The organism is Frischella japonica (genome assembly GCF_014489845.1).
Classification (GTDB): domain Bacteria; phylum Pseudomonadota; class Gammaproteobacteria; order Enterobacterales; family Orbaceae; genus Frischella; species Frischella japonica.
In genome coordinates this window covers 26,209-50,224 of the sequence record NZ_JABURY010000019.1, presented here as the reverse complement: position 1 = coordinate 50,224, position 24,016 = coordinate 26,209, and the positions used below count along the sequence as shown (strand labels likewise).

The window sequence follows — 24,016 nt, the reverse complement described above, 5'->3', positions numbered from 1 at the left end:
TCAACACTTATTATAATCTTGACTTATAAGTAGAATTTATTTGACCGAAACTGCTTTTATCGTTAATTTCTGTCTCAATATCGCGGTATTCAAAGATTTAATAGCAATACGCTAGGCGGTGACAAAATAAAATGATTAAGAGGCAATAATATGTTATATGATCAGCATCATGACAAAGACAATTGTGGTTTTGGGTTAATCGCTCATATAGAAGGTAAACAAAGTCACAAAGTGGTGCGTACAGCAATTCACGGTTTGGCAAGAATGCAACATCGTGGAGCAATTTTATCTGATGGTAAAACCGGTGACGGATGTGGTTTATTACTACAAAAACCGGATCGATTTTTTAAGTTGGTTGCTCAAGAAGCTGGTTGGCGGTTAGCCACGAATTATGCGGTAGGAATGTTGTTTCTCAGTCAAGACGAAAAGGAAGCACAATATAGCCGCGAAATTATTGAAGAAGAATTACTGCAAGAAACACTCTCTTTGGTCGGTTGGCGTGACGTGCCAATTGATGTCAGTGTGCTAGGTGAAATCGCCCTTTCTTCCTTACCAAGAATTGAACAAGTGTTTATTAATGCGCCGGCAGGTTGGAGTACAATCGATTTAGAACGCCGTTTATTTATGGTGCGTCGTCGAATTGAAAAACGGGTTACCGATAATACCTTTTATGTCTGTAGTTTCTCAAATCAAGTCAATATTTATAAAGGCTTATGTATGCCGAAAGACTTACCGAGATTCTATTTGGATTTAGCTGATCTGCGTATGGAAACCTCAATTTGTTTATTCCATCAACGTTTTTCTACCAATACATTACCTAGATGGCCATTAGCACAACCATTTCGCCACTTAGCGCATAATGGTGAAATCAATACAATTGAAGGAAATCGCCAATGGGCTAAAGCACGCTCTTACAAATTTAAAACGCCACTTATTCCCGATTTACAAGATGCTGCGCCATTTGTCAATGTCACCGGCTCGGATTCCAGTTCATTAGATAATATGTTAGAACTCTTCTTAGTTGGTGGTATGGATATCGTGCGTGCTATGCGATTACTGGTTCCGCCAGCCTGGCAAAATAATCCTGATATGAATGAAGATCTGCGGGCATTTTTTGATTTTAACTCAATGCATATGGAACCATGGGATGGACCTGCTGGTATTGTGCTGTCTGATGGTCGTTATGCTGCATGTTGCTTAGATCGTAATGGATTGCGTCCGGCACGTTATGTGATTACCACTGATGGTTTAATTACCTGTGCATCAGAAATTGGTATTTGGGATTATCAACCCGATGAAGTTGTCAAAAAAGGTCGTGTTGGGCCGGGTGAACTTATGGTAATTGATACCGAAAAAGGGCAAATTCTGCAATCCGAAGAAACTGATAATGATTTACAAAAACGGCACCCTTATAAAATCTGGATGGCAAAAAATGTCAAACGATTAACCCCTTTTGAAGATTTGGCTGATGAACATCTTGGACAACGGGAATTTGATGATGTAACTCTGGCGACCTATCAAAAACAATTTGGATATTCCTTTGAAGAACTTGACCAAATATTGCGAGTTTTGGGGGAAAACGGTTATGAAGCTACCGGTTCAATGGGGGATGACACACCATTTGCTGTACTTTCTAGTCGGCCACGTATCATTTATGATTATTTTCGTCAAAAATTTGCTCAAGTAACCAATCCACCGATTGATCCGTTGCGTGAAGCGCATGTTATGTCGTTAGCAACCAGCATTGGGCGGGAAATGAACGTATTTGCTGAGGCGGAAGGGCAAGCGCACCGTGTATCGTTTAAATCGCCAGTACTGTTATATTCCGATTTCCAACAGTTAACCTCGTTAGAATCGAAATATTATCAAACCGATGTGTTAGATATCACTTATGAAATTGATGGCAGCTTAAGTGATGCTATTGAACAACTATGTGGTGATGCGGAAAATAAAGTTCGTGCTGGTGCGGTTCTGTTAGTTTTATCTGACAGAAATATAGCCGCTGACCGTTTACCGATTCCAGCGCCAATGGCTGTCGGTGCCGTACAGCAGCGCTTGGTAGAGCAAAATTTACGATGTGACGCCAACATTATTGTTGAAACGGCTAGCTGTCGTGATCCGCATCAATTTGCAGTGCTAATTGGCTTTGGTGCAACAGCCGTCTATCCTTATTTAGCTTATGAAAGTCTGGCCCAAATGGTTGATCATGGAACAATCAATAAAAGCTACCGTAATGTGATACTTAATTATCGTAATGGTATCAATAAGGGGCTTTATAAGATTATGTCTAAGATGGGGATATCTACCGTTGCCTCTTATCGTTGCGCCAAATTATTTGAAGCTGTTGGTTTACATGAAGATGTCGTAAAAACGTGTTTTTCTGGCGTAACTAGCCGAATTAGTGGCGCAAATTTTGAAGACTTCCAACAAGATTTATTCAATTTATCGAAGCGAGCATGGCTAAAACGTAAACCTTTAGATCAAGGTGGCCTTCTCAAATATATTCATGATGGTGAATATCATGCTTATAATCCAGATGTGGTGCAGACACTGCAAAAAGCGGTGAATAATGGTAATTATGAAGATTATAAAAAATATGCCCAAGTGGTGAATAGTCGTCCAGTGGCAACATTTCGCGATTTACTCAAATTAAACCTGGCTGAAGAACAAACGATTGATCTGGATCAGGTTGAACCTTGTGAAGCATTATTCAAACGCTTTGACTCAGCGGCCATGTCGATTGGGGCATTAAGCCCAGAAGCTCACGAATCATTGGCGCAAGCGATGAATACTTTAGGGGGGTATTCCAACTCTGGTGAAGGGGGAGAAGATCCTGCTCGTTATAATACTAATAAAGTTTCCCGAATCAAGCAGGTTGCTTCTGGACGTTTTGGTGTCACTCCTGGATATTTAATGAGTGCTGATGTTATTCAAATAAAAGTAGCACAAGGAGCAAAACCCGGTGAAGGGGGGCAATTGCCAGGCGACAAAGTCACACCTTATATCGCTAAATTACGCTTTTCGGTGCCGGGTGTGACATTAATATCACCGCCGCCACACCATGATATTTATTCAATCGAAGATTTAGCGCAATTGATTTTTGATTTAAAACAGATCAACCCTAAAGCAATGATCTCGGTAAAATTGGTGTCAGAGCCTGGGGTGGGTACGATTGCAACCGGTGTGGCTAAAGCTTATGCCGATATGATCACCATCTCCGGTTATGATGGGGGAACCGGTGCCAGTCCATTAACCTCGGTAAAATATGCTGGTTCACCTTGGGAATTGGGATTAGTTGAAACACAACAAGCTCTAGTTGCCAATGGGTTACGACATAAAATACGGTTACAAGTAGATGGTGGGCTTAAGACGGGATTAGATATTGTTAAAGCCGCCATTTTAGGTGCGGAAAGTTTTGGTTTTGGTACTGGACCCATGGTGGCATTAGGCTGTAAATATCTACGAATATGTCACTTAAATAACTGTGCAACAGGTGTGGCAACGCAAGATGAAACGTTACGCAATAATCATTATCATGGGCTACCGGAAAAAGCGATGAACTATTTCCGTTTTATCGCTCAAGAAACGCGGGAAATTATGGCACAACTTGGTGTCACGCGAATTACCGATTTAATTGGTCGAACGGATTTACTCACTGAGATTGAAGGTTTTACTGCTAAACAAAACAAATTAGATTTATCCGCCTTATTGATAGCCGCTACACCTTTAGAAGGATGTGCTGTGCATCATACGGAATTAAATGCACCTTTTGACCAAGGGGTTTTAAATCACCAAATCATGCTGCAAGCAAAAGATGCAGTCGATGCAAAACAGTCAAAAATATTACATTTTGATATTCAAAATACCGATCGTTCTGCAGGAGCAACATTATCTGGTTATGTTGCCCAGCGATATGGTGATCAAGGTCTTACTGATAGTCCGATTAAATTACATTTTAATGGCACTGCCGGGCAAAGTTTTGGGGTTTGGAATGCCAATGGTGTTGAATTGACTTTAACAGGTGATGCTAACGATTATGTTGGAAAAGGAATGGCCGGCGGGCGTATTGTGATTTCACCACCTGTTGGATCAGCTTTTTTAAGTCATGAAGCGACCATTATTGGTAATACCTGTTTATATGGTGCGACCGGCGGTAAATTATTTGCTGCGGGTAAAGCTGGAGAACGATTTGCAGTACGTAATTCAGGTGTAATCAGTGTGGTTGAAGGTATCGGGGATAATGGCTGTGAATATATGACGAGCGGTATTGTTTGTGTTTTAGGAAAAACAGGGGTTAATTTCGGTGCGGGTATGACCGGTGGTTTTGCTTACATTCTGGATGAAGATGGTGAATTTAATCAACGTATGAATAAGGAGCTCGTTGAAATGCTTGACGTGATTGATTTCGCTATTCATGAGGAGCATTTACGTGGTTTAATTATGGAGCATGCGCAATTGACACATTCATCACGAGCAGAGGATATTCTGGCGAATTGGGCAACCTATGCCAAACAGTTTGTATTGGTGAAACCAAAATCAAGCGATATTAAAGCATTACTGGGACATCGTAGTCGTTCGGCCGATGAATTACGAGTACAGGCGCAATAGGGAGAATATGCAATGAGTCAGAATGTTTATCAATTTATCGATTTGCAACGGATTGATCCACCAAAAAAATCGCTAAAAATTCGAAAAATTGAATTTGTTGAAATTTATGAAGGATTCTCTCAATCGCAAGCAACAGCACAAGCAGATCGTTGCCTAGCTTGTGGAAACCCATATTGTGAATGGAAATGTCCAGTACATAACTATATTCCCAACTGGTTAAAATTAGTCAATGAAGGGCAGATTTTAAAAGCTGTCGAGCTATGTCATCAAACCAATAGCTTACCTGAAATTTGTGGGCGAGTTTGCCCACAAGATCGGTTATGCGAAGGGTCTTGTACATTAAGTGCTGAATTTGGTGCGGTAACCATTGGGAATATTGAGCGGTTTATTACCGATGAAGCATTTAAATTAGGTTGGCGACCCAATGTCAATCATGTTGAGATGAGTGGTGAAAGGGTTGCCATTATTGGTGCCGGTCCTGCAGGATTAGCTTGTGCTGATGTGCTGGTTCGTAATGGTATTAAACCAGTTGTATTTGATCGTCATCCAGAAATTGGTGGTTTATTAACATTTGGTATTCCCGCCTTTAAGTTAGATAAAGCGGTGTTAATCAATCGTCGGCAGATTTTTACTGATATGGGGATTGAATTTCGCTTAAATACCGAAGTAGGTAAAGATATTTCTTTGCAGTCGATTATCGATGAATTTGATGCCGTCTTCATTGGTACCGGAACATATCAATCAATGCGTGGTGGGTTAGAAAATGAAGATGCGCACGGTGTCTATGCAGCTTTACCATTTTTAATTGCCAATACTAAACATATTATGCAACATCCACAAACAGCAGATGCACCCTATGTTGATATGAAAAATAAACGCGTTGTTGTTTTAGGTGGTGGTGATACAGCTATGGACTGTGTGCGTACTTCCATTCGGCAGGGTGCAACTGAGGTAACTTGTGCTTATCGTCGTGATGAGGCTAATATGCCTGGTTCTAAGCGTGAAGTAAAAAATGCTAAAGAAGAAGGCGCAGCTTTTTTATTTAATGTTCAGCCGATAAGTATTGAAGTTGATGACCAAGGGCAAGTAATCGGTATCAAAATGGTGAAAACAGCACTGGGTGAGGCTGATGCTAATGGACGTCGCGCTGCAATGGTAATTGAAGGATCAGAGTTTGTGTTACCTGCTGATGCTGTCATTATGGCATTTGGTTTTAAACCACATGCTATGCCGTGGCTTACGGAACATCACGTAGAGCTGGATTTACAAGGACGTATTGTTGCGCCTGCGAATCGAGGTTATCAAACCTCAAATCCAAAAATATTTGCAGGCGGTGATGCAGTGCGTGGTTCTGATTTAGTCGTTACTGCTATTGCGGAAGGTCGTAAGGCTGCTGAAGGCATTCTTGATTATTTAGAAATCTAAATGATCAATATAATAGAAAAACACGTTTAAGTTATTTAAACGTGTTGATAATTAGAACATTAATTTTTAATTTAATTGATTGTTTATTATATGTGTCTTGAAAATAAATGATATAAATAATAAACTTTCATCCAATAACAAATAATGGAAAATTTTTAATTTATTCGATAATTGTTCTTCTCACATCAAAATAAGTTTAATAGCGCTCTGTTAGCGATAAAATACTGTTCGAAGTAGGAAGAAAGATGAAAGAATAAATTGCCAACTGATCTAATTAACTACTCTTTTGCACGAATGATATAAGCACATATATCTGTTTATGAATTAAATATTAAACAATTTCTATTTATTCATAATCATATATGTATGCTGATAGCACAGGTTCAAATTAAGCTATCATAGCATTATCCATTCATTATTTGCTATTAAGAAAGAGGTTTTACTAGCATTTTGTTTGTAGCGAACAAACATAGTGAGCATAGTGTTAAGGTTATTTGATCTCCTGTCTCAGTTCAACAGACTCGATGTGATAGTTGCCTTGGTTTTATTGAGAATAATAAATCGGTAACGATATTGATATTACGGCAACAATAATTAAAAGATGAAATAGATAACAGGGGGAAACATTCAGATGTATATTGGCGAATGGTTAATGTGGTTTAGTAATTCGGTTTCATCTGCGATGCTAAGAAATTTTCAAATACCACAATTAGATAAAAATTTACGCCCAAGTGAATTACGTAAAAATTATACTAAAAAGTCAATGAGCGATACCCCTCGCCCTATCGGGCCATATTATGCTTATAATGAACATTATTTAGAGATTCGTGGTGGCATGTTTGAAAATTTTCGCGGAATTATTACCTGGATAAGTTTGCTTTTATTTCTCATACCGTTATCTAATGCTTATTTCGCAATTGATATTCTTATTAAACATTTTAATCATCACAAAGATGATTTTGTTTTAGTCATTTTGGCCGCCTCATTCAATTTTATTCTATTTATTGTGTTTGCTTATTTTTTTGTTCGTTATTTTCGCCATATCGGTCGATTTGAATTATTTACGCTACGCCATATTCGGGTCAGATTTAACCGTGTTACAAAGCAGGTCTATATCCAACGACCAAAATACTTAGGTGGAACGGTAGTGTTTCGTTGGAAAGATATCATGCCTATTTGTGTAGATGAGGAAAACGAAAATCCTCAAAATTTAGTAAATGTATTCTATTTTCACCCTTATAAAACCGGTTTACCGTTTATTGATGGCTTTGGTATTGGTAAAAACACCAATAGTCTTGCAGATCATCGTGATGAGTGGGAATTTATTCGTCGTTATATGGAAAACGGTATGGATGAATTACCTAAACCACGCATAACCACAACTTTACCGTTACCAGGTCGTGCACTTAAGCAACAAATTAAACCTTTAGTTAAAATTTGCCAAAGTTTACCGCATATAGCAACTTATATCATTATGATTCCAGTATTTATCGTGATGTTGCCGTTTTATATAATAGGTTATTTCGTCTCAGAATGTTTATGTTGGCAAGCACGTTGGCCAAGAGTCATTCGTGAGGCTGGTCAAAAAGGTAAACCAAGACCGAAAGAGACCAGATTAACCGATTACTCCCTTAAAATTAGGCAAATCATGTTGCAAGATGAATCATCAGTCGAGCAAATGGCTAATAAAGAAACTCACAATGCTAATGGCACAAATGAAGTATTAGAATGAAAGCTACTAATAATATAGATTGATAGATCGAGTAATCCGTTGTTAAGTCGTTCAATATCATTTCTAATACCCGATTAGATAATGAAGTAAGCGCATTAAAATGATATAAAGTAAATAAAATAAAAAAGTTACAGATAAATTTAAACGTCTAATCAAAAGCGTGTTAGCACTTTATTTACCAAGTGAATAAATACTGACAAAATCAGTTTATCCAGCATAAATCTGTAGCCAAGTCTATAGGTAAAGTTTGAAATTTGATAAAGCGTTAATAATCATCGGGCATAATAAACTTATTTTTATAACATTTACGAAGCAAAGATGTAACGGTAGAGATGGGCATTCTATCTATTTAGTACAAACTATTGGTATTATTTTATGAAATCAGTTGCAAATGCACTCAAGGTAAAATTTTTTACTCAAAGTTCTACTTGTAAACTGATATAAGATAAATTAATCAGATAGTTCATTTATGATAATGGTCTATCTACCTGTCTAGATGATCTCTATCAACATTAACTGAACGGAGAAATTTTATGATCTTCACTGATCCGATTCAGTGATGCTGACGATATATCCTATGATAAGTGCAGGCAGAAACTCTATATTGAGAAGAGCAAAAACAATCACGATCGGGTCAGAGTGCCATAGCCAATCTACTAGCCATTGATAATGGTACTTGACCCTCAAATGGGGAGCTTGTTATAAGATTATAATCAAAAATTAGGCGTATACCGATGAATGATTACTGACTGATAACATAAGCTTTTATCGTTTCACTACATGCGTTTAATAATAATGGAAGTATTAATGCCACCAAAGGCAAAATTATTACTTTGAATGTATTCAATATCTAATTCTCTGCCATTTCCCATAATATAATCAAGTTCACCACATTGTGGATCAGGATGAACAAGATTAACGGTAGGGTTAAACCAACCCGAATGCATCATTTCAATAGATAACCATGCTTCAAGCGCACCGCAAGCGCCTAAAGTGTGACCAAAATAACTTTTTAATGAAGAAATCGGTGTTTGATGATTGAAAATTTCAGCAGTAGCATGACTTTCAGCAATATCGCCACGATCTGTTGCAGTACCATGGGCACTGATATAACCTATTGCCGAAGATGGCAAATTGGCTTGCTTTAATGCTTGTTCAATGCAAAACTTCATGGTTTCTTTACGTGGTTGAGTGATATGGCTCGCGTCACAATTGGTCATAAAACCAACGATTTCGCCATAAATTTTTGCTCCACGAGCTTTAGCATGTTCGTATTCTTCTAAAATTAAGGCGCCGGCACCTTCACCAATCACTAAACCATCCCGATCACGATCGAATGGTCGTGGTGAATCTTTTGGATTATGATTCTTCTGACTTGTTGCAAATAAAGTATCAAATACTGCTGCTTCCGATGGGCATAGCTCTTCCGCGCCACCGGCAACCATGACGGTTTGCAGACCGTATTTTATTGCTTCATATGCATAACCGATAGCTTGACTGCCTGAAGTACAAGCGCTGGATGTGGGGATGATGCGTCCTTTCAGGCCGAAAAATAACCCGGTATTTACTGCCGTAGTATGTGGCATCATTTGTACGTAGGTGGTGGCGGTAATATTATTGGTGTGTTTTTCATTTAACATCGTCGCAAATGCTGCGACAGGCGCTGTACTTCCGGTAGATGATCCAAAAGCGATACCGGTACGACCATCCGTAAGCACTGATTCTTCTAATAAACCTGATTGTTTCAGCGCGATTTCTGTAGCCTGTGTGGACAGCAATGAAACGCGTCCCATAGAACGTATTTTCTTACGTGTATAATGTTCTGGTAGTACGAAATCATCGATAGGTGCACCAAGTTTAGTGTTCAATCCATCATAAATTTCCCATTCGGGCATATATCTCACGGCATTTTGCCCTTGTTTTAAGCGTGCCTGAACCGTTTGCCAATTGCTACCAAATGCCGTGACCCCGCCCATGCCAGTTATTACCACACGTCTAATCATATCATACCTCCATTTATTGAAATAACTTGACGCGTTATATAACCGGCAATATCTGACATAAGATAACTGGCTAATCCAGCTACTTCTTCAACATTGCCCATCCGTTTTAAAGGAACTAATTTCATTGCTTCATGAAAGACGATAGGATCGATATCTAAAATACCAGTATTGATAACACCTGGTGCTATGCAATTAACGGTAATATTGCGTTTAGCTAATTCTATTGCAAGGGCTTTACTTGCACCAATGAGACCAGCTTTAGCAGCACTATAGTTTACTTGCCCCCGATTACCAACAACACCTGAAATCGATGAAATCACGATAATACGTCCACCATTACGTAGACCGATCATTGGCATAATGCACGGATGTAAGACATTATAAAAGCTATCTAAATCAGTATGAATAACGTCACACCAATCTTTTTCAGTTAATGCCGGGAAAGCACCATCACGAATAATACCTGCGTTATTGATTACACCATAATAGGCACCATTTTGTTCAATATCAGATTCAATAATATGTTGACACTGAGCGCGATTACTGACATCAAAAGATAATAACCTTCCTTTGCCACCATTATTCTCAATAGTTTGCAGAGTTTGTTGTGCTCCTTTTTCGTCACTATGATAGTGAACAGCAATATTAAATCCATCTTGGGCAAGTTTAATGGCAATAGCTTTACCAATACCCTTACTTGCGCCGGTTACAAGGACTGTTTTTGTCATTATTATTCTCCTAAACGGGGTTTACCAAATAACACTGCCAATTCGGATTTATCCGGTTCATAAACGTTGAGTCTTCCTGTGGCAACACATGTGTCATCGATTGTTAACTGGCATTCAAAACTGGCCAATTTATTATCATGTAAGATTAATTTTGCCTGAATCATTAACAGACTATTTAATGGAAATTGCGTGACGGAAAGATCGATCGATCTACCACCTAATAGCATGCCAATTTTAGTTTGATGTTCATTTTTTTGACCGTGATAACCATTCCATACTCCAATTGTTTGCGCCATAAGTTCAATAGCATAATAATTCGGTAAAGCAAATTGATCATTGAGGAATGGTGCTAAAATACTTTGGCGGCTCACTTCAACACTACAAATGCACTGTTCATTATCGATCAAATGTACATTTTGTATCATGACCATTGGCGTATCATGCGGTAAATAGTGTTTTGCTAATTCGTATTCCATTATTTTTTACCAATAATTAAAGAAACATTATTACCACCAAATGCAAATGAGTTTGACATTATAATTGGTTTTTCAAGTTTCATAGATTGTGTCACCATGGCGATGTTATCTAATTGCGGATCAAACGGTGAAACCGAGAAATTCTGTTGGGGTAACGGGATATTTTGCTCTATTAATAAATAACTGATCGCTAATTCGGTTGCAGCTGCTGTTCCAAGGGTATGACCGGTGAGATGTTTAGTGGAACTACATGGTGTATTATATGGGGCAAATAAACGATAAACTGCTTTACTTTCAGCTTGATCATTTAACGGTGTTGCCGTGCCATGTAAATTAATATAGCCAATATCGCTTGCGGTCAGTTGGGCATCTGTTAAAGCCATTGCCATTGCTTTTTGTGCGCCAATACCTTCCGGATGAGGCGCCGAAATATGATGCGCATCGGAAGACTCGCCAATACCTAATATCGCTATTTCACTGTTTTGCTCCTTAGTTAGTACAAATAGGGCGCCTGCCTCTCCGATATTAATACCACAGCGATGTTGTGCAAAAGGCGTGCAAGGTTTATCTGATAGTGATTCTAAAGCATGAAATCCATTAATTGGCATTCTACTTAAACTATCTGCACCACCAACAATGGCAGCATCAACAAGACCACTTTCAATCAGACGTTTGCCACTTATTATTGCTCTGGCACTGGATGTACATGCTGTTGAAATAGTGTAAGCTGGACCTTGTAGGTGTAATAAGGTACTTAAGAAACAAGATGGATCACCTAATTCTTGCTGATTATAATAGTAATTTCCCGGTAACTGGCCTGATTGCAAATAATGTTTGATAGCTAAATCACCTTCATGGATACCCGAAGTACTTGTGCCTAAAATTACCGCAATTCTTTGTTTACCGTATTTTGCAATAATCTGTTGTATCTGTGACTCAATTTGAAGGTAGCTGGCATAGATTAATTGATTATTTCGGCTATTATATGCCGCTAAATGATGGGGAATTGTTGGTAATGGTGTTTTAACTTTGCCAAACCAAGTCCTTTTATTGTGTAATAACCAACCGTTATTTTCCTCTAAATAATGAGTAGCATTGTAATATTTAGCTAAATTTTGACTAATTTGCGTCATATTACTGCCTAAAGAGTTGATCGCGCCTAACGCGGTGATATAAACCATTCTAACTACTCCATACTGCTAATTGCGATTTGATACCCAAAAATATAATGTTTGATATTTGTAGGTTTACGGATTTGCGATGAAGGTGGTTGACGATATTTGATCTCAATCACTGTTTGTTGCTGCTCATTAATCAGTAAACGCTGCTCGTTGGTGTCAATTAATTGCCAACCTTTGGGTAATAAAGGTTGCCACTGCTCTATAGGTAGAATGCTGAACATAATGTCAGATAAAATTTGAGACGCGGATGGTAGCTCTTTAATAAAAATATTTTGTTCAGTCGTAATTACTTTACCATAGTAGTCAATTTTAAATAGACGAATGCCTAGTGTTGATAAACCAACTACACTTAATGCATCATTTTGTGCATCAATCATTGTGATTAATGAATGCTGTTGACCGTTATAACTAAATGTCAGTAATTGTTGATCATGATAAACTTGGTCGAAATGAGGGGCTGGTAAATTCACTTTAACCCCTTTGGTTAACCAAGTTTCGGGACTGATAGGTTTGTTGGCACATGAGCAGAGTAATAATGTTATAAAGCACATTAGCCAATATTGAATTCTTTTCATTTTGCTACCTAATTATTTGATTATTATTTATTTTGATTAATTAGTGTTGTTTATTTTGCGGTTGGCAAATTGGCGCAAATAAGTATGCTGTAAAAATGCCACCAGTGAGTACTAAACCAAAACCAACGATAGCGTTAGTATGGCTTAATACTAACAAACCAAACGATAGCAAGGTGGTTAATGCTGCCATCGATACAGCTAATAATGCGCCAGTTGTTTGGCTCTTGGTATTGCTTAAGAATAAACTATAATCAATACCAATACCAATAACTAAAATTAATGCTAACATCGAAAATAGATTAAGTGATTGCTGAGTTATGCCGAGGATAGCCAATGAGGCACCAATCGATAATAAGGTCGGTAACGTGCTTTTAATGGCCATAAACAAACCATTATTACGATTCCGATATATAAAAGTAGCACAAATTATGATAATGGCAAAAACCAATAATTCACTTAAATGAATACGATAATGCATAAACATATCATTAAATTCTTGTCGTCGATCTAACAACTGCACTCCTGATATTCCAGAAGATAAGTCACTTAACTTGGTTATGTTTTTAATATCACTAATCGGTATTAATGTTGCACTTTGCCCGTCAGTTAAACTAAGCCAGAGTAAATTGCGTCCTTCACTGATTGAACTATTTAGCCATTGTTGTGGGGTCATAAGCGCTAATTCATTGAGATTTAGACGACTATTCTCAGGCGTTAAACCCATATTTTCTAACCCGTCTATAATAGCAGGTGCATATTGTTTGATAGTATCAATATTCTGTTGTTGTTGCTGGAGTGAGAATAAATTTATCGTTTGATATGAGCCGATTAATCCATCTTGTTTGGCCTGATTTAGTATTGGGATGAATGCTTCGAGTCGTTGTAAAGTTTGTTCCGGGGTTTGGCCGTAGACAACAAACCATTTTTGATCATGACTTTGCTTTGTTATAGCTATAATTTTTTGTTCCTGTTGATATAAATCGGTAGGTAATGTTTGTAACTGTCCGATATCATCATCAATTTTTAATTGTGTGAGCCCTATGGCAATAAAAGTAGTCATCATTAATGTCATTATTATTTGCATGCTGTTTTTTTGCCATAATGTTAACCAACCCGTTAAATAACGTTCGCCAATATTTAATCTTACCGGCAAATTATTAACGAGAAATGGGTACCAGCATATAACGGTAAAAAAAGCTCCCATTAAACCAAAAATCGCAAAGGTTGCTAATTGTTTTAATCCCGGGAAGGGCGTAAACAACAAAATAACGTAAGCAATTAAGCTAGTCGTCAGAGCAATTATTAAGGTATAAAGGAGATTGTTAAGACTTTGCCACGCGGTTTCTTGATTCCCATGTAACATACGCTCGGTTAAATAATGTAGGGCATAATCAATCGCAATCCCAATAATACTGGTACTCATAACGAGGGTAATAATATGTATTTCACCAAATAGCGCTACTACGGCAACTATTCCACAAAGAATACCAATCGAAATCGACAGAAGTGTCAATAAAATAGGACGTATAGAACGGAAAATGACTAAAATGAGGATTACAATGCCGAGAATCGACAGACTACCAATCGTTGAGATATCATTTTTGGCTTGAGAACTGGCATAATCACTATAGAACAATACGCCTCGTTTGATAATTTCTGTATCTGGCCATTGTTGTTTAAGTAACAGCGTTAATTCATCGAGTTGTTTAATAATCTGCTGTGATTGCTGCATATTAAATGAGGAACCTTGCAGTTGAGCATAGATCATATACCAAGTATTATTTTGTTCATCTTTAGCTGTCAGCCAATGATTATTAACGGTTAAATTACCGCTATGACTAAGTTGATTTAATTGTGTTGAACGTGTTATGAGCAATGGATCATGATTAAGTTCATTCATGGTTAAGCCACTAAATGGCGAATAAAGTTGACTTAATATCCAAGGTAAATGTGTGCCATTTTTTATCTTTGTTAGGGTATCAGTATCGATAAGTTGATAACGATATTGATACGCTGTTTTAGCCCATTCTTGCTGAAATTGTTGATCCATTAACCCATTGACTTTTTCAATAAATTTTTGCTGGGTTAAGTTGTCATACCACCATTTTACTGGTTCAAGGTCATCGGATAGTTTGGGTTTAATTAACCACACTAATTGCTTATCTAAGCGTTCTTGAAAACCTGTCATTAACTCTGCAGGAACAGCTGTATTTTGTGTTTGAGGTAATAATGATAGTACACTGGTATTAAGTTTACTTTTTGGCAGTAAATATATTGCCAATACTAATAGTCCAAGAACAATTAGCCCCCATAAAACAGCTGCTTTTTTCAAGGTATCACAATTAATCGAATAAATGTTTTTCATTTTCAGTTAAGGGTAATGTTTGATGATCAGTAAAAACAATCAATGTTTTATCGTTTTGCTTATCATCAATGGTAATTTGTAATAAATATTGGTCACCGATTAAGGTAATTTTATGAAAAATTTTATTTAAAGGAGCCATTTTCGGTATCAATATCAGTTGCCATTTTTGTGCATTATCAGAATCAGATAAGTTCAGTTGAAAATTTTTTTCAAGGGTAATTTTATCAGCATTAAAAATTGCGGCTAATAAGGTATTAAATTGAAATAATTGTGGCTGTTCATCCGCTCTGATAATTTGTGGTGGTTGTTGACCAATGATTTGTTGCATACGTTGATCATTCATTTTTAGCGTCAAGGCAAATGGAGTCAACTGTTGCCACCATAATCCATGGTGTTGTGATATGATCATTCGCCCCGTTGAATGTAAGGGCTTGTTCATACCTTGAATATATCTATCTTGTGTGAAATTAGCACGCGTAACCGGATATTGACTAAATTTTTGTTGTAATTCATCCAGCGTTATGGCCTGACCATTACTGACAAAAAATATCGAAGGAAGAATAAAACAGAGTATCAGGAAATTTTTCATGTGATTAATCCAAAACGTTCTAAAAAGATTGGTGGCGTAACAAAACTCATCTCTTTATTCACGGCATTAACGGCAACTTGAATGGTATATCCAGTGGTCGTTTTTTTACCTGTTATAGCGTCTCTTACTATATAATTTAATTTTATACGATTTTCATATTCGGCTAATTGCACGGTTATTTGCAGGGTCTGTTCTGCTATGGTGGCAACAACGTATTTAACGCGAGTATCGATAATGGGCCAAACATAGCCGGAATCAAGCATCTCTTTGTAACCATAATTAAATTTTTTAAACAAAGCTTCACGGGCCTTCTCAAAAAACTTTAAATAATTACCATGCCAGACAACGCCCATGGCATCAGTATCATGAAATGAAGTGATGACTTCGATTGTGGCGCTGTGAATTGTATTATTTATCATAATTATTATCTTTTTTTTGTCAGTTGTGTGGGCTTAGTATAGTGCCAAAAGTCATAAAAATTAAACCAATCAAGTGGTGACATTAAACAGTAATATTCTAAACGTGTAGCATAACGCTGTACGGTAGCTTGTAAGATTTGCTGTCGTTCTTTACGTGGTAAGCGTAATTGTTCACTAAAATGTTCAAAATAGAATTGATAACGTCCGTTTGGTTTTAATCCCCAAACAAGGTAAACAGGAACACCTAGCGCCGATGATAGAATAAATGGACCTTTGGGAAAAGGTGCTGGTTGGCCCAAAAAATTGGCCCATATGATGGCATCATCGTCGGTTCGTTGATGAGGATTAGTTGACGTTCTGTCGCCCATAATGGCGACCCATTCACCGCGATCTAATTTTTCTTTAAGCAGTATTGCGCTATTAGCATTAAGTGTATCGACTTGAATTAAATTAATGGTTGCTTTAGGATTTACCGTAGCAAGAATCTGATTAAATCGTGTTGCATGGCGCGTAAACACTAAGGCATTAATCGTGACGTGGTGGGATAGATTGGCAATAGCTCGACACATTTCTAAATCACCAAGATGTGATCCCAATAAAATAATGCCTTGTCGTTTTTCTATAACCTCTAAACACAGGGCTTTATGTGGATAATAGAGATCATTGATGGTGATATCACCTTGCCAACTGGCTAATTTATCAAGTAACGATTCACCAAATCGATAGAAATGTTGAAAAGTAGTCAATTTATTTTTATTAACCAGAGGAACAGATGGATACTGTTGTTTAATTAATTGTAAATAAGCCTTGGAAGCTTTACGCTGTGTTGTGCCAGTTAACCAAAAATATAGAATGACTGGAAGCATAATCAATTGTGCTATTTTACGCCCCAAAATACGATACGCAGTTAAAATAAACTTTATGCCCCATAATCCCTTACGTTCATTGACTTGTGACCAATGTTGTTGTGGCATTTGTTGGGAATTATCTCTTTTTATCAAAGCATAAGCACGCGGCAACATACCGAAAAAAAGTTTGGTATGCATCCAAGAAATGAGTAAGTTATCTTTAACGGCCCTGAAGTGTGATAGCCCATCAGCAGGATAAATCACTTTTGTTGGAATAAAAATTACCTCAGCACCATCCCAATACAATCTCACCATAATTTCGGTATCAAAATTCATTCGATTACCGATATTATTTTTATTCATTATTTGCATGGTTTGTTCAAGTGGATAAATTCTAAATCCACACATACTATCTTGAATTGTAAAAGATAATGTTTCTATCCAGACCCAAAAATGCGTGATATAACGTGCGATTAAGCGATGTTTAGGTACCGAATCATCATAAACCGGTTTACCGGAAATAAGAGCCTTTGGATGACACAATGATTGGTCAATTAGCTTAGCAATATCATGACTATTATGTTGTCCATCCGCATCGATTTGAATAGCATGGCTATAACCTTGCGAATAGGCTAATTTCATTCCAGTCATTACTGCAACACCTTTACCTTGATTCGTTGGTAAACGATGTAGGGTAACCCAAGTAAATTGTTGACTGATATTTTTTAGCATTTCCGCTTTATCAATATCGCTACCATCATCAATAATAAAACAGTGTAGTTGATAATGTGCGAGTTGCTGTAGCACGTTAAAAATCTTATAGCTATGATTAAAGCATGGAATGACGAAACAGTACTGAGTTAAATGATCAGTATTTTCACTATCTATTGGCATAGTTTTATTTTCCCGCTACTAGCTGTTTTATTGGCAACTGTATATGTAAATTGTAATTTGTTGAATTCTTTGAGCCAGTTGATGTGTAAAATTAACGTGTCATTGGGTAGTATAGGCATTTGAAATTTTATGATTTCAAGCGATTGAATATTAAATTTTTGGGCAAATAGGATTTCACTATAATGTATCACCCAATTTAATTGTACTACGCCAGGTAATAACGGTTGTGTAGGAAAATGACCATTAAACCAAAAAAGATCATTTGGAACTATGAGTTCAAGCTCAGCGGTATTGTCATTCACAGAAATATTAAGTTCTTTGGGTAATTTTTTCATTATTAACTCAGGATTTTCGAATAGGGCTTTTATTTCAATATAGGTGGATTTGCCCTGCTGGTTAACTGGCAGTTGTTTAACAAAACGCCATTTTTTGGGCACAGTTACCAGAGATAATTTATCTTTTAATCGTTGGCGAAAATATTGGGTCAATTGGAAATGACCCAGTTGTTGCAGTTTTTCTTGACCTATTTGAGATAAGATTATAGCCGCAGCTAAGATAGTTCGATTTTTCTGTTCAAGAGGGATAATTGTTGCATGGGTGATCTCGTTAAGTATTTCAAGCTGTTGTTCTATATACGTTAGAGATACTCTTTTTTCTGAGATTTTTACAATTTTATCTGTCCGTCCCTGAAGATAGAAATGTTGATCGTCAATGATTGCAACTTTATCATTAAGTATTTCCGGTTGTGTAATTAGCGGTGAGTGTAACACGACTTGCTCATTTTCATGATGTGATGTTAATTTCATAGGAGCAAATAACTGCCATGGCGTTTCACTTTGATATTGGCTACGTGTGGCAATTATGCCAGTTTCAGTCGAACCATAGATTTCATTAGGTAAACGATTAAAGCATTTTAAACAAAGGTTTGCCGTCTGAGATGTCAGTAATCCACCCGCTGATATGACTTTGTTACAGCTAATTGGAGCAATATTGGCATCCAGCATTTTAAGAATAGATGGTGTTGTAATATACAGAATATTCCGGTAACGATAACTAGCCAATTGTTCTTGATAACTGATGGTTTCACAAATAAAAGGTGCTTGATTCATCAACGCCAAGACAATTTTAAACGTTAAGCCATACATATGTTCATGACTTACCGAAGCAATAAAGACTAAATCGGATAATGGGGTAAACTGGTTGGTTAAGATTTGACTTTCTGTTTCCAATTGGGCGATGGTTTTGCTAACAGGCTTGGGTAATCCAGTAGAACCTGACGTGAATATGGTTAAACTATCTGACACAAATGTTGCCGGTAGTATTGATGGCAAATTATCAATAACGGTATCGGTATTTAAATGGTGAATATTAATCAGATGATCTGGCGTTAACGGCACACATTCTAAAGTAAGGTGGTCAGTGATTAACGCTTGGTAAAAAGACGTCATCTCTTTCTGTCTTGGATTCAGTAATACAGGTTGCTTACCTGCATAAAGTATGGCAAACAAACTAACCACAAAATAAAAACTATCTTGCATAGCAATCGCCCAATGTGTTGCCGGCGATAATTTAATTTGTTGATATAATGAAGCAATATACTTCTTAAAATCAATAGCATACAAGGCTTGATGTTGGCGAATAGCAATCACATCATTATCATCACGATCTATTTGTTCTACTAGTGGTATTAATTGCGATATTTTTGGCGAAGTAACCATTCTCCCCCCATACATAATCCAATTAAACAGTAACTGATAGCACCGTTATATAATGTCCACCACTGTAAATCATCGATTAAGCAAGTAAATAAAGAAATTGAGCCATTAAATACAAAAAAATAACACCAAAAAATCGTAACGTTGCGAGTATAGTGTATTTGAGCTGTTGATAAATTATGATGCTTTATTCTGGCAAAGCGTTCGATGATAGTCGGTGTATGTTTTAAAGAATAGGCAAATATTGTCAATAAAATACTGTTTACCATAACCGGATAATAAAGTAATAATTGATATTCTGACAATAACCAGCTGACACTAGCTAAAAACAACCCGACAAACGGCATGATTTTACTAAACCAGTATAGTTGTGAATTCATTGCCGGTAATGTTAATAAACGTAATATAAATATAATGAACAGACCTAAAATGGCTAAGTTTAAGTGACCATGATGTAATGAAAAAAAGATGATAAAAGGGTAACCGATTAATAAAATATTAATCATTATTTTTATGATTGCCATTAACTTAGTCATACTTGCAAGTTTGAAAAAATGCGTCTTAACCATTTACCAATTTATCAACAGAATCAACAACGTCTTGAACAGTCCTGACCGATTTAAAAGTTTCTGGATCGACTTTTTTACCGATCTTTTTTTGTAGATGAACAACCAGATCAACCGCATCAATGCTATCTAAATCTAGTTCCTCAAACAATTTGGATTCAGGTTTAATATCATCCGGTGATAGTTCAAATAGTTTTACTAAAGCTGATTGAATTTCATTAAAAATTTGTTGTTTATCCATTGAGTAAATTCCTTTATTAATGTTGTTGGGAAGCGACAAAATCAGCTAATGTTTTTACTGAATAAAAGATGTGTTTAGTTTCCTCATTTTCGGCTGAGAGTACAATACCATAACGATTCTTGATAGCTAATCCTAATTCTAAAGCATCAATAGAATCTAAACCTAAACCATCGCCAAACAAGGCCATATCGGTATCAATATCATCAGGGGTGATTTCTTCTAGATTTAGAACGTCAATGATAAGTTGCTTTATTTCTTCTTGTAATTGAGTCATGTATTTTCCTTGTATTTATTGTTTTATCTTTGCTATGTCATTTTATTTAGGACTTAGTTTTAATGTTAAGTCATAAGTTAATTCTCTTGCTGAAAGAGCAAGATTTTCACTTAGATAATTACTAATAGGGATTTTTTCCCCTACTGTAATATTAAACACAGGCTTTTTTAATGGCACATCATACCATTTCTGTTGTTTAATGAGGAATGGCGGCCAACATTCTATGTTAATAATCCTAATGTCAGCCTGACAGCGTAATGCAATATTCGCCGCACCTCTTTGAAGTTTAATTTTCTCATTAGGTATACTACGTGTCCCTTCAGGAAATATTAAAATCCGGCCATCTGTTGTTAATGTTTGTTGGCAATGAGGTAGCATCCTGCTTGCCTCAGTATTGGGAATATAATCCGCTGTTTTAATAATGCCACCGATAAAAAAATTTTTTAATAGTGATTCCTTGACCATGCAGTCACAACGCGGCATAACTGATGCCAATAACACAAAATCTAATAACGAGGGATGATTTGCTACCACTAAACAGTGTTTGTCCTGTTTGAGTTTGTCTAACCCATTGAATTGGTAGCTAATAATTCCCAGTAATTTAACTATCCATAAAAAAAGCTTAAAACTTAAACTAATACTATATTGGGCAATAATTGCACGTTGGGTTTTATTCCAAACGAATATTCTGAGTAAGTTAAACCATATCAGCCACAAAAAAAATAATCCACCTAACCCAAATAAGCTAAAACCAATTGCCGTAGCAATGATTCGCCAAAATTGATTAATTTTGATTAGTAATCTTTTTATCGTTAGTTTATCGTCCATAACCAGTGTTGTTTATTTCCTTCTAGATAAAAAGAGGATTGCTTATTTAAATAACCATGCAAAAAAGCGAGTGATTGCGGATAACCGGCTTGATAGGGGACAACTTCATTGGTAAGATTAACCAAAGATTCCGCTTCGCACGTATTACCTTGTGATATGATGAAACCTGTAGCATAAGCGGGCACGGTAACCGTAATTTGGGAATGATAGCAATCAGGAATCGCACCATCAAAATCAATTAATAAAATACGTTTGAAACCTTGTGTTATTAGCGATATCGCCTCAATTAATCCTTGATGAAATCCATCTTGTCCAGCAGAAATTGAACTAATCGGGATCGCTTGTTTTGCAATAATTGATAATAATCCAGCAGCGGTGTTATGTACCGATAAAGCGAAGTCAGTTGGGGAAATATCTTGATTATGATTTAATGTATCAAGAATTTTGTAGGTTCTTTCCAATTCGCCATGACGACTGATAAAAATAGCAAAATCAACTTGGGTTTCTTTAATTAATTCTAATCCAACTTCAACAGCAAGCCGAGAAGGAATACTCATCCTGCGTGCTTGTAAGAGTGGTAATTTAGTCAATTTAGGTAAGGGTAAATGCCAATCATGGTTTTGCTTATTTGACCATGCAAGCCATTGAGCCTGATTTAATAAACCAGAAGATATCGCAAACCAATTTTCAATTGAAAAAGAAAGTTTCATGCCATTATTTTTATTATTTTACAACAATCATAAAAGATTAAATATTATATCGTTGATTAAATGATTTCCAAAATAAAAAATTTGAAAGTGCTATTTTAAATTAATCAATCTCTAACCAATTACCCTTTTTAATTTTTTTAACTTAATAAACTTACGATAATTAATAACTTTACAATTATAGCACAATTAATTATTTGGGTTTTGAAATTAAACCCATTATAATGCGCTAATTCAAACCCTAAATAGACTATAAATAGCAATCTCTTATTCTTGTTATCAAGGATCCTAATAATAATTAAAATTAAAAAGGAAGATTAGTGGATACAAAACAACCAAAAAAATATAGATATGACAAAGAGATTTATACAGCATTAGATGCCATTACCGAAGCCCAGAAAATTGCGTTTTCTCCTATTTTATTTCAAGCTGTATTATGTTTGCGAAATAAAGGTATATTAGCTTATTTGGATCAATTTCATCAGCAAGGGGTTAAAATAGAGCAAATATGTGAAAATATTGCATTATCACCCTACGCAATTCAATTATTGCTCGATGTTGCATTAAGTATGCATATTGTTTATTTACACAATGATCATTATATTTTGGCAAAAATCGGACATTATTTGTTACATGATAAAATGACCAATGTTAATATAGATTTCACTCAAGATGTGTGCTACGAAGGAATGCAATATCTTGAGCAAGCGCTAGTAGAAGGCAAGCCTTCAGGTTTACAAGTATTTGGCGATTGGCAAAGTATTTATCCATACTTAAGTCAATTGCCAACCAAAGCGAAAAAAAGTTGGTTTGAATTCGATCATTTCTATTCTGATAGTTCATTTCCTGATGCATTTAAACAAATTAAATCACTTAATCCGCAACATATTTATGATGTTGGTGGTAATACCGGTAAATGGGCTTTATTTTGTGCTAATCAAGATCCTAATATCCAAATTACACTACTAGATTTACCGCAACAAATTAAGCTAGCACAAGAAAACATTCAGGCAGCGGGATTTGCGTCTCGTATTACAGGTTATCCGGTTAATTTATTGTCGGCGGTGTCATTACCTAATCAAGCTGATTTATGGTGGATGAGTCAATTTCTCGATTGTTTTAGCGAAGCACAAATTATCGCAATTTTGTCACTGATTCACGCTAGCATGAAAAATGACGCAGTTGTCTGTATTATGGAAATGTTTTGGGATCGACAACCTTTCGAAGCAGGAGCATTAAGTTTGAATGCTTCATCACTTTATTTTACTTGCTTTGCTAATGGAAATAGCCGTTTTTATCATTCTAAAACATTTTACCAATGCTTGAATAAAGCGGGTTTTCATGTTGAACAAGATATTGATGGTCTAGGTTTAGGTCATACCTTACTTATTTGTAAAAAACGTTAAACTAATAATATATCAAGGAGTAACTGATGAAGTTTTGGAAAATCATATTATCAGCTGTTTTAGCTATATCTTTATTTGGTTGTGCGGGAAAATACCAAGAACCACAAGACTACAATACTGCATTAACTGGCTTAACCAAAGAGCAAGTAAAACAATCCATTTTAGCAGCTGCAACAAAAGGTCAACGTGCTTTTGGTTCATGGAATATGCATGCTATTAATAAAAATACTATTGAAGCATCACTCTATAATCGAGGCTATAATGTTACCGTTAATATAATCTATTCTGAAAAAGGTTATACGATTAAATATGCTTCTACCAGCGAAAATTTAAAAGGACCAAATGGTAAAGTGCATCGCAATTATCAACGTTGGGTCGCAAATTTGGATCAGAAAATTCAACAGAACGCTTTTATGCAGAAACAATAACAACTTGA

The 24,016-nt window shown here is 36.4% G+C and carries 20 protein-coding genes; 5 read left to right on the top strand and 15 right to left on the bottom strand.

What is annotated here, in order from left to right:
* Window positions 1-150: 150 nt before the first annotated feature.
* The 3 genes from gltB to FcAc13_RS09535 all read left to right on the top strand — a co-directional run bounded on the left by gltB (window position 151) and on the right by FcAc13_RS09535 (window position 7,765).
* On the top strand, window positions 151-4,608 hold the full coding sequence (gene gltB, locus FcAc13_RS09545; RefSeq protein ID WP_187755997.1) for a glutamate synthase large subunit: 4,458 nt from the start codon (window positions 151-153) through the stop codon (window positions 4,606-4,608).
* Window positions 4,609-4,620: 12 nt separating this feature from the next.
* On the top strand, window positions 4,621-6,033 hold the full coding sequence (locus FcAc13_RS09540; protein WP_187755996.1) for an FAD-dependent oxidoreductase: 1,413 nt from the start codon (window positions 4,621-4,623) through the stop codon (window positions 6,031-6,033).
* Between the two features lie 631 nt (window positions 6,034-6,664).
* Entirely contained in the window at window positions 6,665-7,765 is a 1,101-nt protein-coding gene (locus FcAc13_RS09535) for a DUF6708 domain-containing protein (RefSeq protein ID WP_187755995.1), read from the top strand.
* A 776-nt stretch (window positions 7,766-8,541) separates the two neighbouring features.
* On the opposite strand, the gene FcAc13_RS09530 is transcribed toward FcAc13_RS09535, so the two are convergent.
* From FcAc13_RS09530 to FcAc13_RS09460, 15 genes are read right to left on the bottom strand one after another with little or no spacing between them, the layout of a single operon-like run.
* A complete protein-coding gene (locus FcAc13_RS09530) occupies window positions 8,542-9,768 on the bottom strand; it encodes a beta-ketoacyl-ACP synthase (protein ID WP_187755994.1) in 1,227 nt (408 codons plus the stop codon).
* Window positions 9,765-10,496: a 3-ketoacyl-ACP reductase FabG2 gene (locus tag FcAc13_RS09525; protein ID WP_187755993.1), complete on the bottom strand. Its 732-nt coding sequence runs from the start codon at window positions 10,494-10,496 to the stop codon at window positions 9,765-9,767. Before FcAc13_RS09525 ends, FcAc13_RS09530 begins: the two co-directional genes overlap by 4 nt.
* A gap of 2 nt (window positions 10,497-10,498) precedes the next feature.
* The gene (locus FcAc13_RS09520) at window positions 10,499-10,972 is read right to left on the bottom strand and encodes a hotdog family protein (RefSeq protein ID WP_187755992.1); all 474 of its coding nucleotides are present in this window, start codon (window positions 10,970-10,972) and stop codon (window positions 10,499-10,501) included.
* On the bottom strand, window positions 10,972-12,153 hold the full coding sequence (locus tag FcAc13_RS09515; RefSeq protein ID WP_187755991.1) for a beta-ketoacyl-[acyl-carrier-protein] synthase family protein: 1,182 nt from the start codon (window positions 12,151-12,153) through the stop codon (window positions 10,972-10,974). Before FcAc13_RS09515 ends, FcAc13_RS09520 begins: the two co-directional genes overlap by 1 nt.
* A gap of 5 nt (window positions 12,154-12,158) precedes the next feature.
* Entirely contained in the window at window positions 12,159-12,728 is a 570-nt protein-coding gene (locus tag FcAc13_RS09510; protein WP_187755990.1) for a DUF3261 domain-containing protein, read from the bottom strand.
* Window positions 12,729-12,768: 40 nt separating this feature from the next.
* Complete coding sequence (locus FcAc13_RS09505) at window positions 12,769-15,060, bottom strand: MMPL family transporter (protein WP_187755989.1); 2,292 nt, start codon at window positions 15,058-15,060, stop codon at window positions 12,769-12,771.
* Between the two features lie 10 nt (window positions 15,061-15,070).
* The gene (locus FcAc13_RS09500) at window positions 15,071-15,682 is read right to left on the bottom strand and encodes a LolA family protein (RefSeq protein ID WP_187755988.1); all 612 of its coding nucleotides are present in this window, start codon (window positions 15,680-15,682) and stop codon (window positions 15,071-15,073) included.
* Window positions 15,679-16,101: an acyl-CoA thioesterase gene (locus FcAc13_RS09495; RefSeq protein ID WP_187755987.1), complete on the bottom strand. Its 423-nt coding sequence runs from the start codon at window positions 16,099-16,101 to the stop codon at window positions 15,679-15,681. The genes FcAc13_RS09500 and FcAc13_RS09495 overlap by 4 nt, the downstream gene beginning before the upstream one ends.
* A 5-nt stretch (window positions 16,102-16,106) precedes the next feature.
* Window positions 16,107-17,843: a glycosyltransferase family 2 protein gene (locus FcAc13_RS09490; RefSeq protein ID WP_187755986.1), complete on the bottom strand. Its 1,737-nt coding sequence runs from the start codon at window positions 17,841-17,843 to the stop codon at window positions 16,107-16,109.
* Complete coding sequence (locus FcAc13_RS09485) at window positions 17,834-19,561, bottom strand: ApeI family dehydratase (RefSeq protein ID WP_187755985.1); 1,728 nt, start codon at window positions 19,559-19,561, stop codon at window positions 17,834-17,836. The genes FcAc13_RS09490 and FcAc13_RS09485 overlap by 10 nt, the downstream gene beginning before the upstream one ends.
* Complete coding sequence (locus FcAc13_RS09480) at window positions 19,531-20,082, bottom strand: COG4648 family protein (protein WP_187755984.1); 552 nt, start codon at window positions 20,080-20,082, stop codon at window positions 19,531-19,533. Before FcAc13_RS09480 ends, FcAc13_RS09485 begins: the two co-directional genes overlap by 31 nt.
* Before the next feature lie 37 nt (window positions 20,083-20,119).
* Window positions 20,120-20,365 (bottom strand): acyl carrier protein, encoded by a 246-nt coding sequence (locus FcAc13_RS09475; RefSeq protein WP_187755983.1) that lies wholly within the window; start codon window positions 20,363-20,365, stop codon window positions 20,120-20,122.
* A gap of 16 nt (window positions 20,366-20,381) precedes the next feature.
* Window positions 20,382-20,639, bottom strand: coding sequence for a phosphopantetheine-binding protein (locus tag FcAc13_RS09470; RefSeq protein ID WP_187755982.1), 258 nt, complete (start codon window positions 20,637-20,639; stop codon window positions 20,382-20,384).
* A 42-nt stretch (window positions 20,640-20,681) separates the two neighbouring features.
* Window positions 20,682-21,467 carry a lysophospholipid acyltransferase family protein gene (locus tag FcAc13_RS09465; RefSeq protein WP_187755981.1) on the bottom strand — a complete coding sequence of 262 codons (786 nt, stop codon included), beginning with the start codon at window positions 21,465-21,467 and terminating at the stop codon, window positions 20,682-20,684.
* Window positions 21,452-22,177, bottom strand: coding sequence for a beta-ketoacyl synthase chain length factor (locus FcAc13_RS09460; protein WP_187755980.1), 726 nt, complete (start codon window positions 22,175-22,177; stop codon window positions 21,452-21,454). Before FcAc13_RS09460 ends, FcAc13_RS09465 begins: the two co-directional genes overlap by 16 nt.
* A 317-nt stretch (window positions 22,178-22,494) precedes the next feature.
* On the opposite strand from FcAc13_RS09460, the gene FcAc13_RS09455 reads away from it, so the two are divergent.
* Both FcAc13_RS09455 and FcAc13_RS09450 read left to right on the top strand, forming a co-directional pair.
* The gene (locus FcAc13_RS09455; protein WP_187755979.1) at window positions 22,495-23,580 is read left to right on the top strand and encodes a methyltransferase; all 1,086 of its coding nucleotides are present in this window, start codon (window positions 22,495-22,497) and stop codon (window positions 23,578-23,580) included.
* 26 nt (window positions 23,581-23,606) lie between these two features.
* The gene (locus FcAc13_RS09450) at window positions 23,607-24,008 is read left to right on the top strand and encodes a hypothetical protein (protein ID WP_187755978.1); all 402 of its coding nucleotides are present in this window, start codon (window positions 23,607-23,609) and stop codon (window positions 24,006-24,008) included.
* Window positions 24,009-24,016: the final 8 nt, after the last annotated feature.

Bases quoted from the DNA above. Each gene is read 5' to 3' on its own strand.
- FcAc13_RS09470 (WP_187755982.1), bottom strand. From the start codon at position 20,639: ATGACTCAATTACAAGAAGAAATAAAGCAACTTATCATTGACGTTCTA.
- FcAc13_RS09540 (WP_187755996.1), top strand. From the start codon at position 4,621: ATGAGTCAGAATGTTTATCAATTTATCGATTTGCAACGGATTGATCCA.
- FcAc13_RS09485 (WP_187755985.1), bottom strand. From the start codon at position 19,561: ATGGTTACTTCGCCAAAAATATCGCAATTAATACCACTAGTAGAACAA.
- FcAc13_RS09460 (WP_187755980.1), bottom strand. From the start codon at position 22,177: ATGAAACTTTCTTTTTCAATTGAAAATTGGTTTGCGATATCTTCTGGT.
- FcAc13_RS09500 (WP_187755988.1), bottom strand. From the start codon at position 15,682: ATGAAAAATTTCCTGATACTCTGTTTTATTCTTCCTTCGATATTTTTT.
- FcAc13_RS09475 (WP_187755983.1), bottom strand. From the start codon at position 20,365: ATGGATAAACAACAAATTTTTAATGAAATTCAATCAGCTTTAGTAAAA.
- FcAc13_RS09515 (WP_187755991.1), bottom strand. From the start codon at position 12,153: ATGGTTTATATCACCGCGTTAGGCGCGATCAACTCTTTAGGCAGTAAT.
- FcAc13_RS09525 (WP_187755993.1), bottom strand. From the start codon at position 10,496: ATGACAAAAACAGTCCTTGTAACCGGCGCAAGTAAGGGTATTGGTAAA.
- FcAc13_RS09495 (WP_187755987.1), bottom strand. From the start codon at position 16,101: ATGATAAATAATACAATTCACAGCGCCACAATCGAAGTCATCACTTCA.
- gltB (WP_187755997.1), top strand. From the start codon at position 151: ATGTTATATGATCAGCATCATGACAAAGACAATTGTGGTTTTGGGTTA.
- FcAc13_RS09535 (WP_187755995.1), top strand. From the start codon at position 6,665: ATGTATATTGGCGAATGGTTAATGTGGTTTAGTAATTCGGTTTCATCT.
- FcAc13_RS09465 (WP_187755981.1), bottom strand. From the start codon at position 21,467: ATGGACGATAAACTAACGATAAAAAGATTACTAATCAAAATTAATCAA.
- FcAc13_RS09480 (WP_187755984.1), bottom strand. From the start codon at position 20,082: ATGGCAATCATAAAAATAATGATTAATATTTTATTAATCGGTTACCCT.
- FcAc13_RS09520 (WP_187755992.1), bottom strand. From the start codon at position 10,972: ATGGAATACGAATTAGCAAAACACTATTTACCGCATGATACGCCAATG.
- FcAc13_RS09450 (WP_187755978.1), top strand. From the start codon at position 23,607: ATGAAGTTTTGGAAAATCATATTATCAGCTGTTTTAGCTATATCTTTA.
- FcAc13_RS09490 (WP_187755986.1), bottom strand. From the start codon at position 17,843: ATGCCAATAGATAGTGAAAATACTGATCATTTAACTCAGTACTGTTTC.
- FcAc13_RS09510 (WP_187755990.1), bottom strand. From the start codon at position 12,728: ATGAAAAGAATTCAATATTGGCTAATGTGCTTTATAACATTATTACTC.
- FcAc13_RS09530 (WP_187755994.1), bottom strand. From the start codon at position 9,768: ATGATTAGACGTGTGGTAATAACTGGCATGGGCGGGGTCACGGCATTT.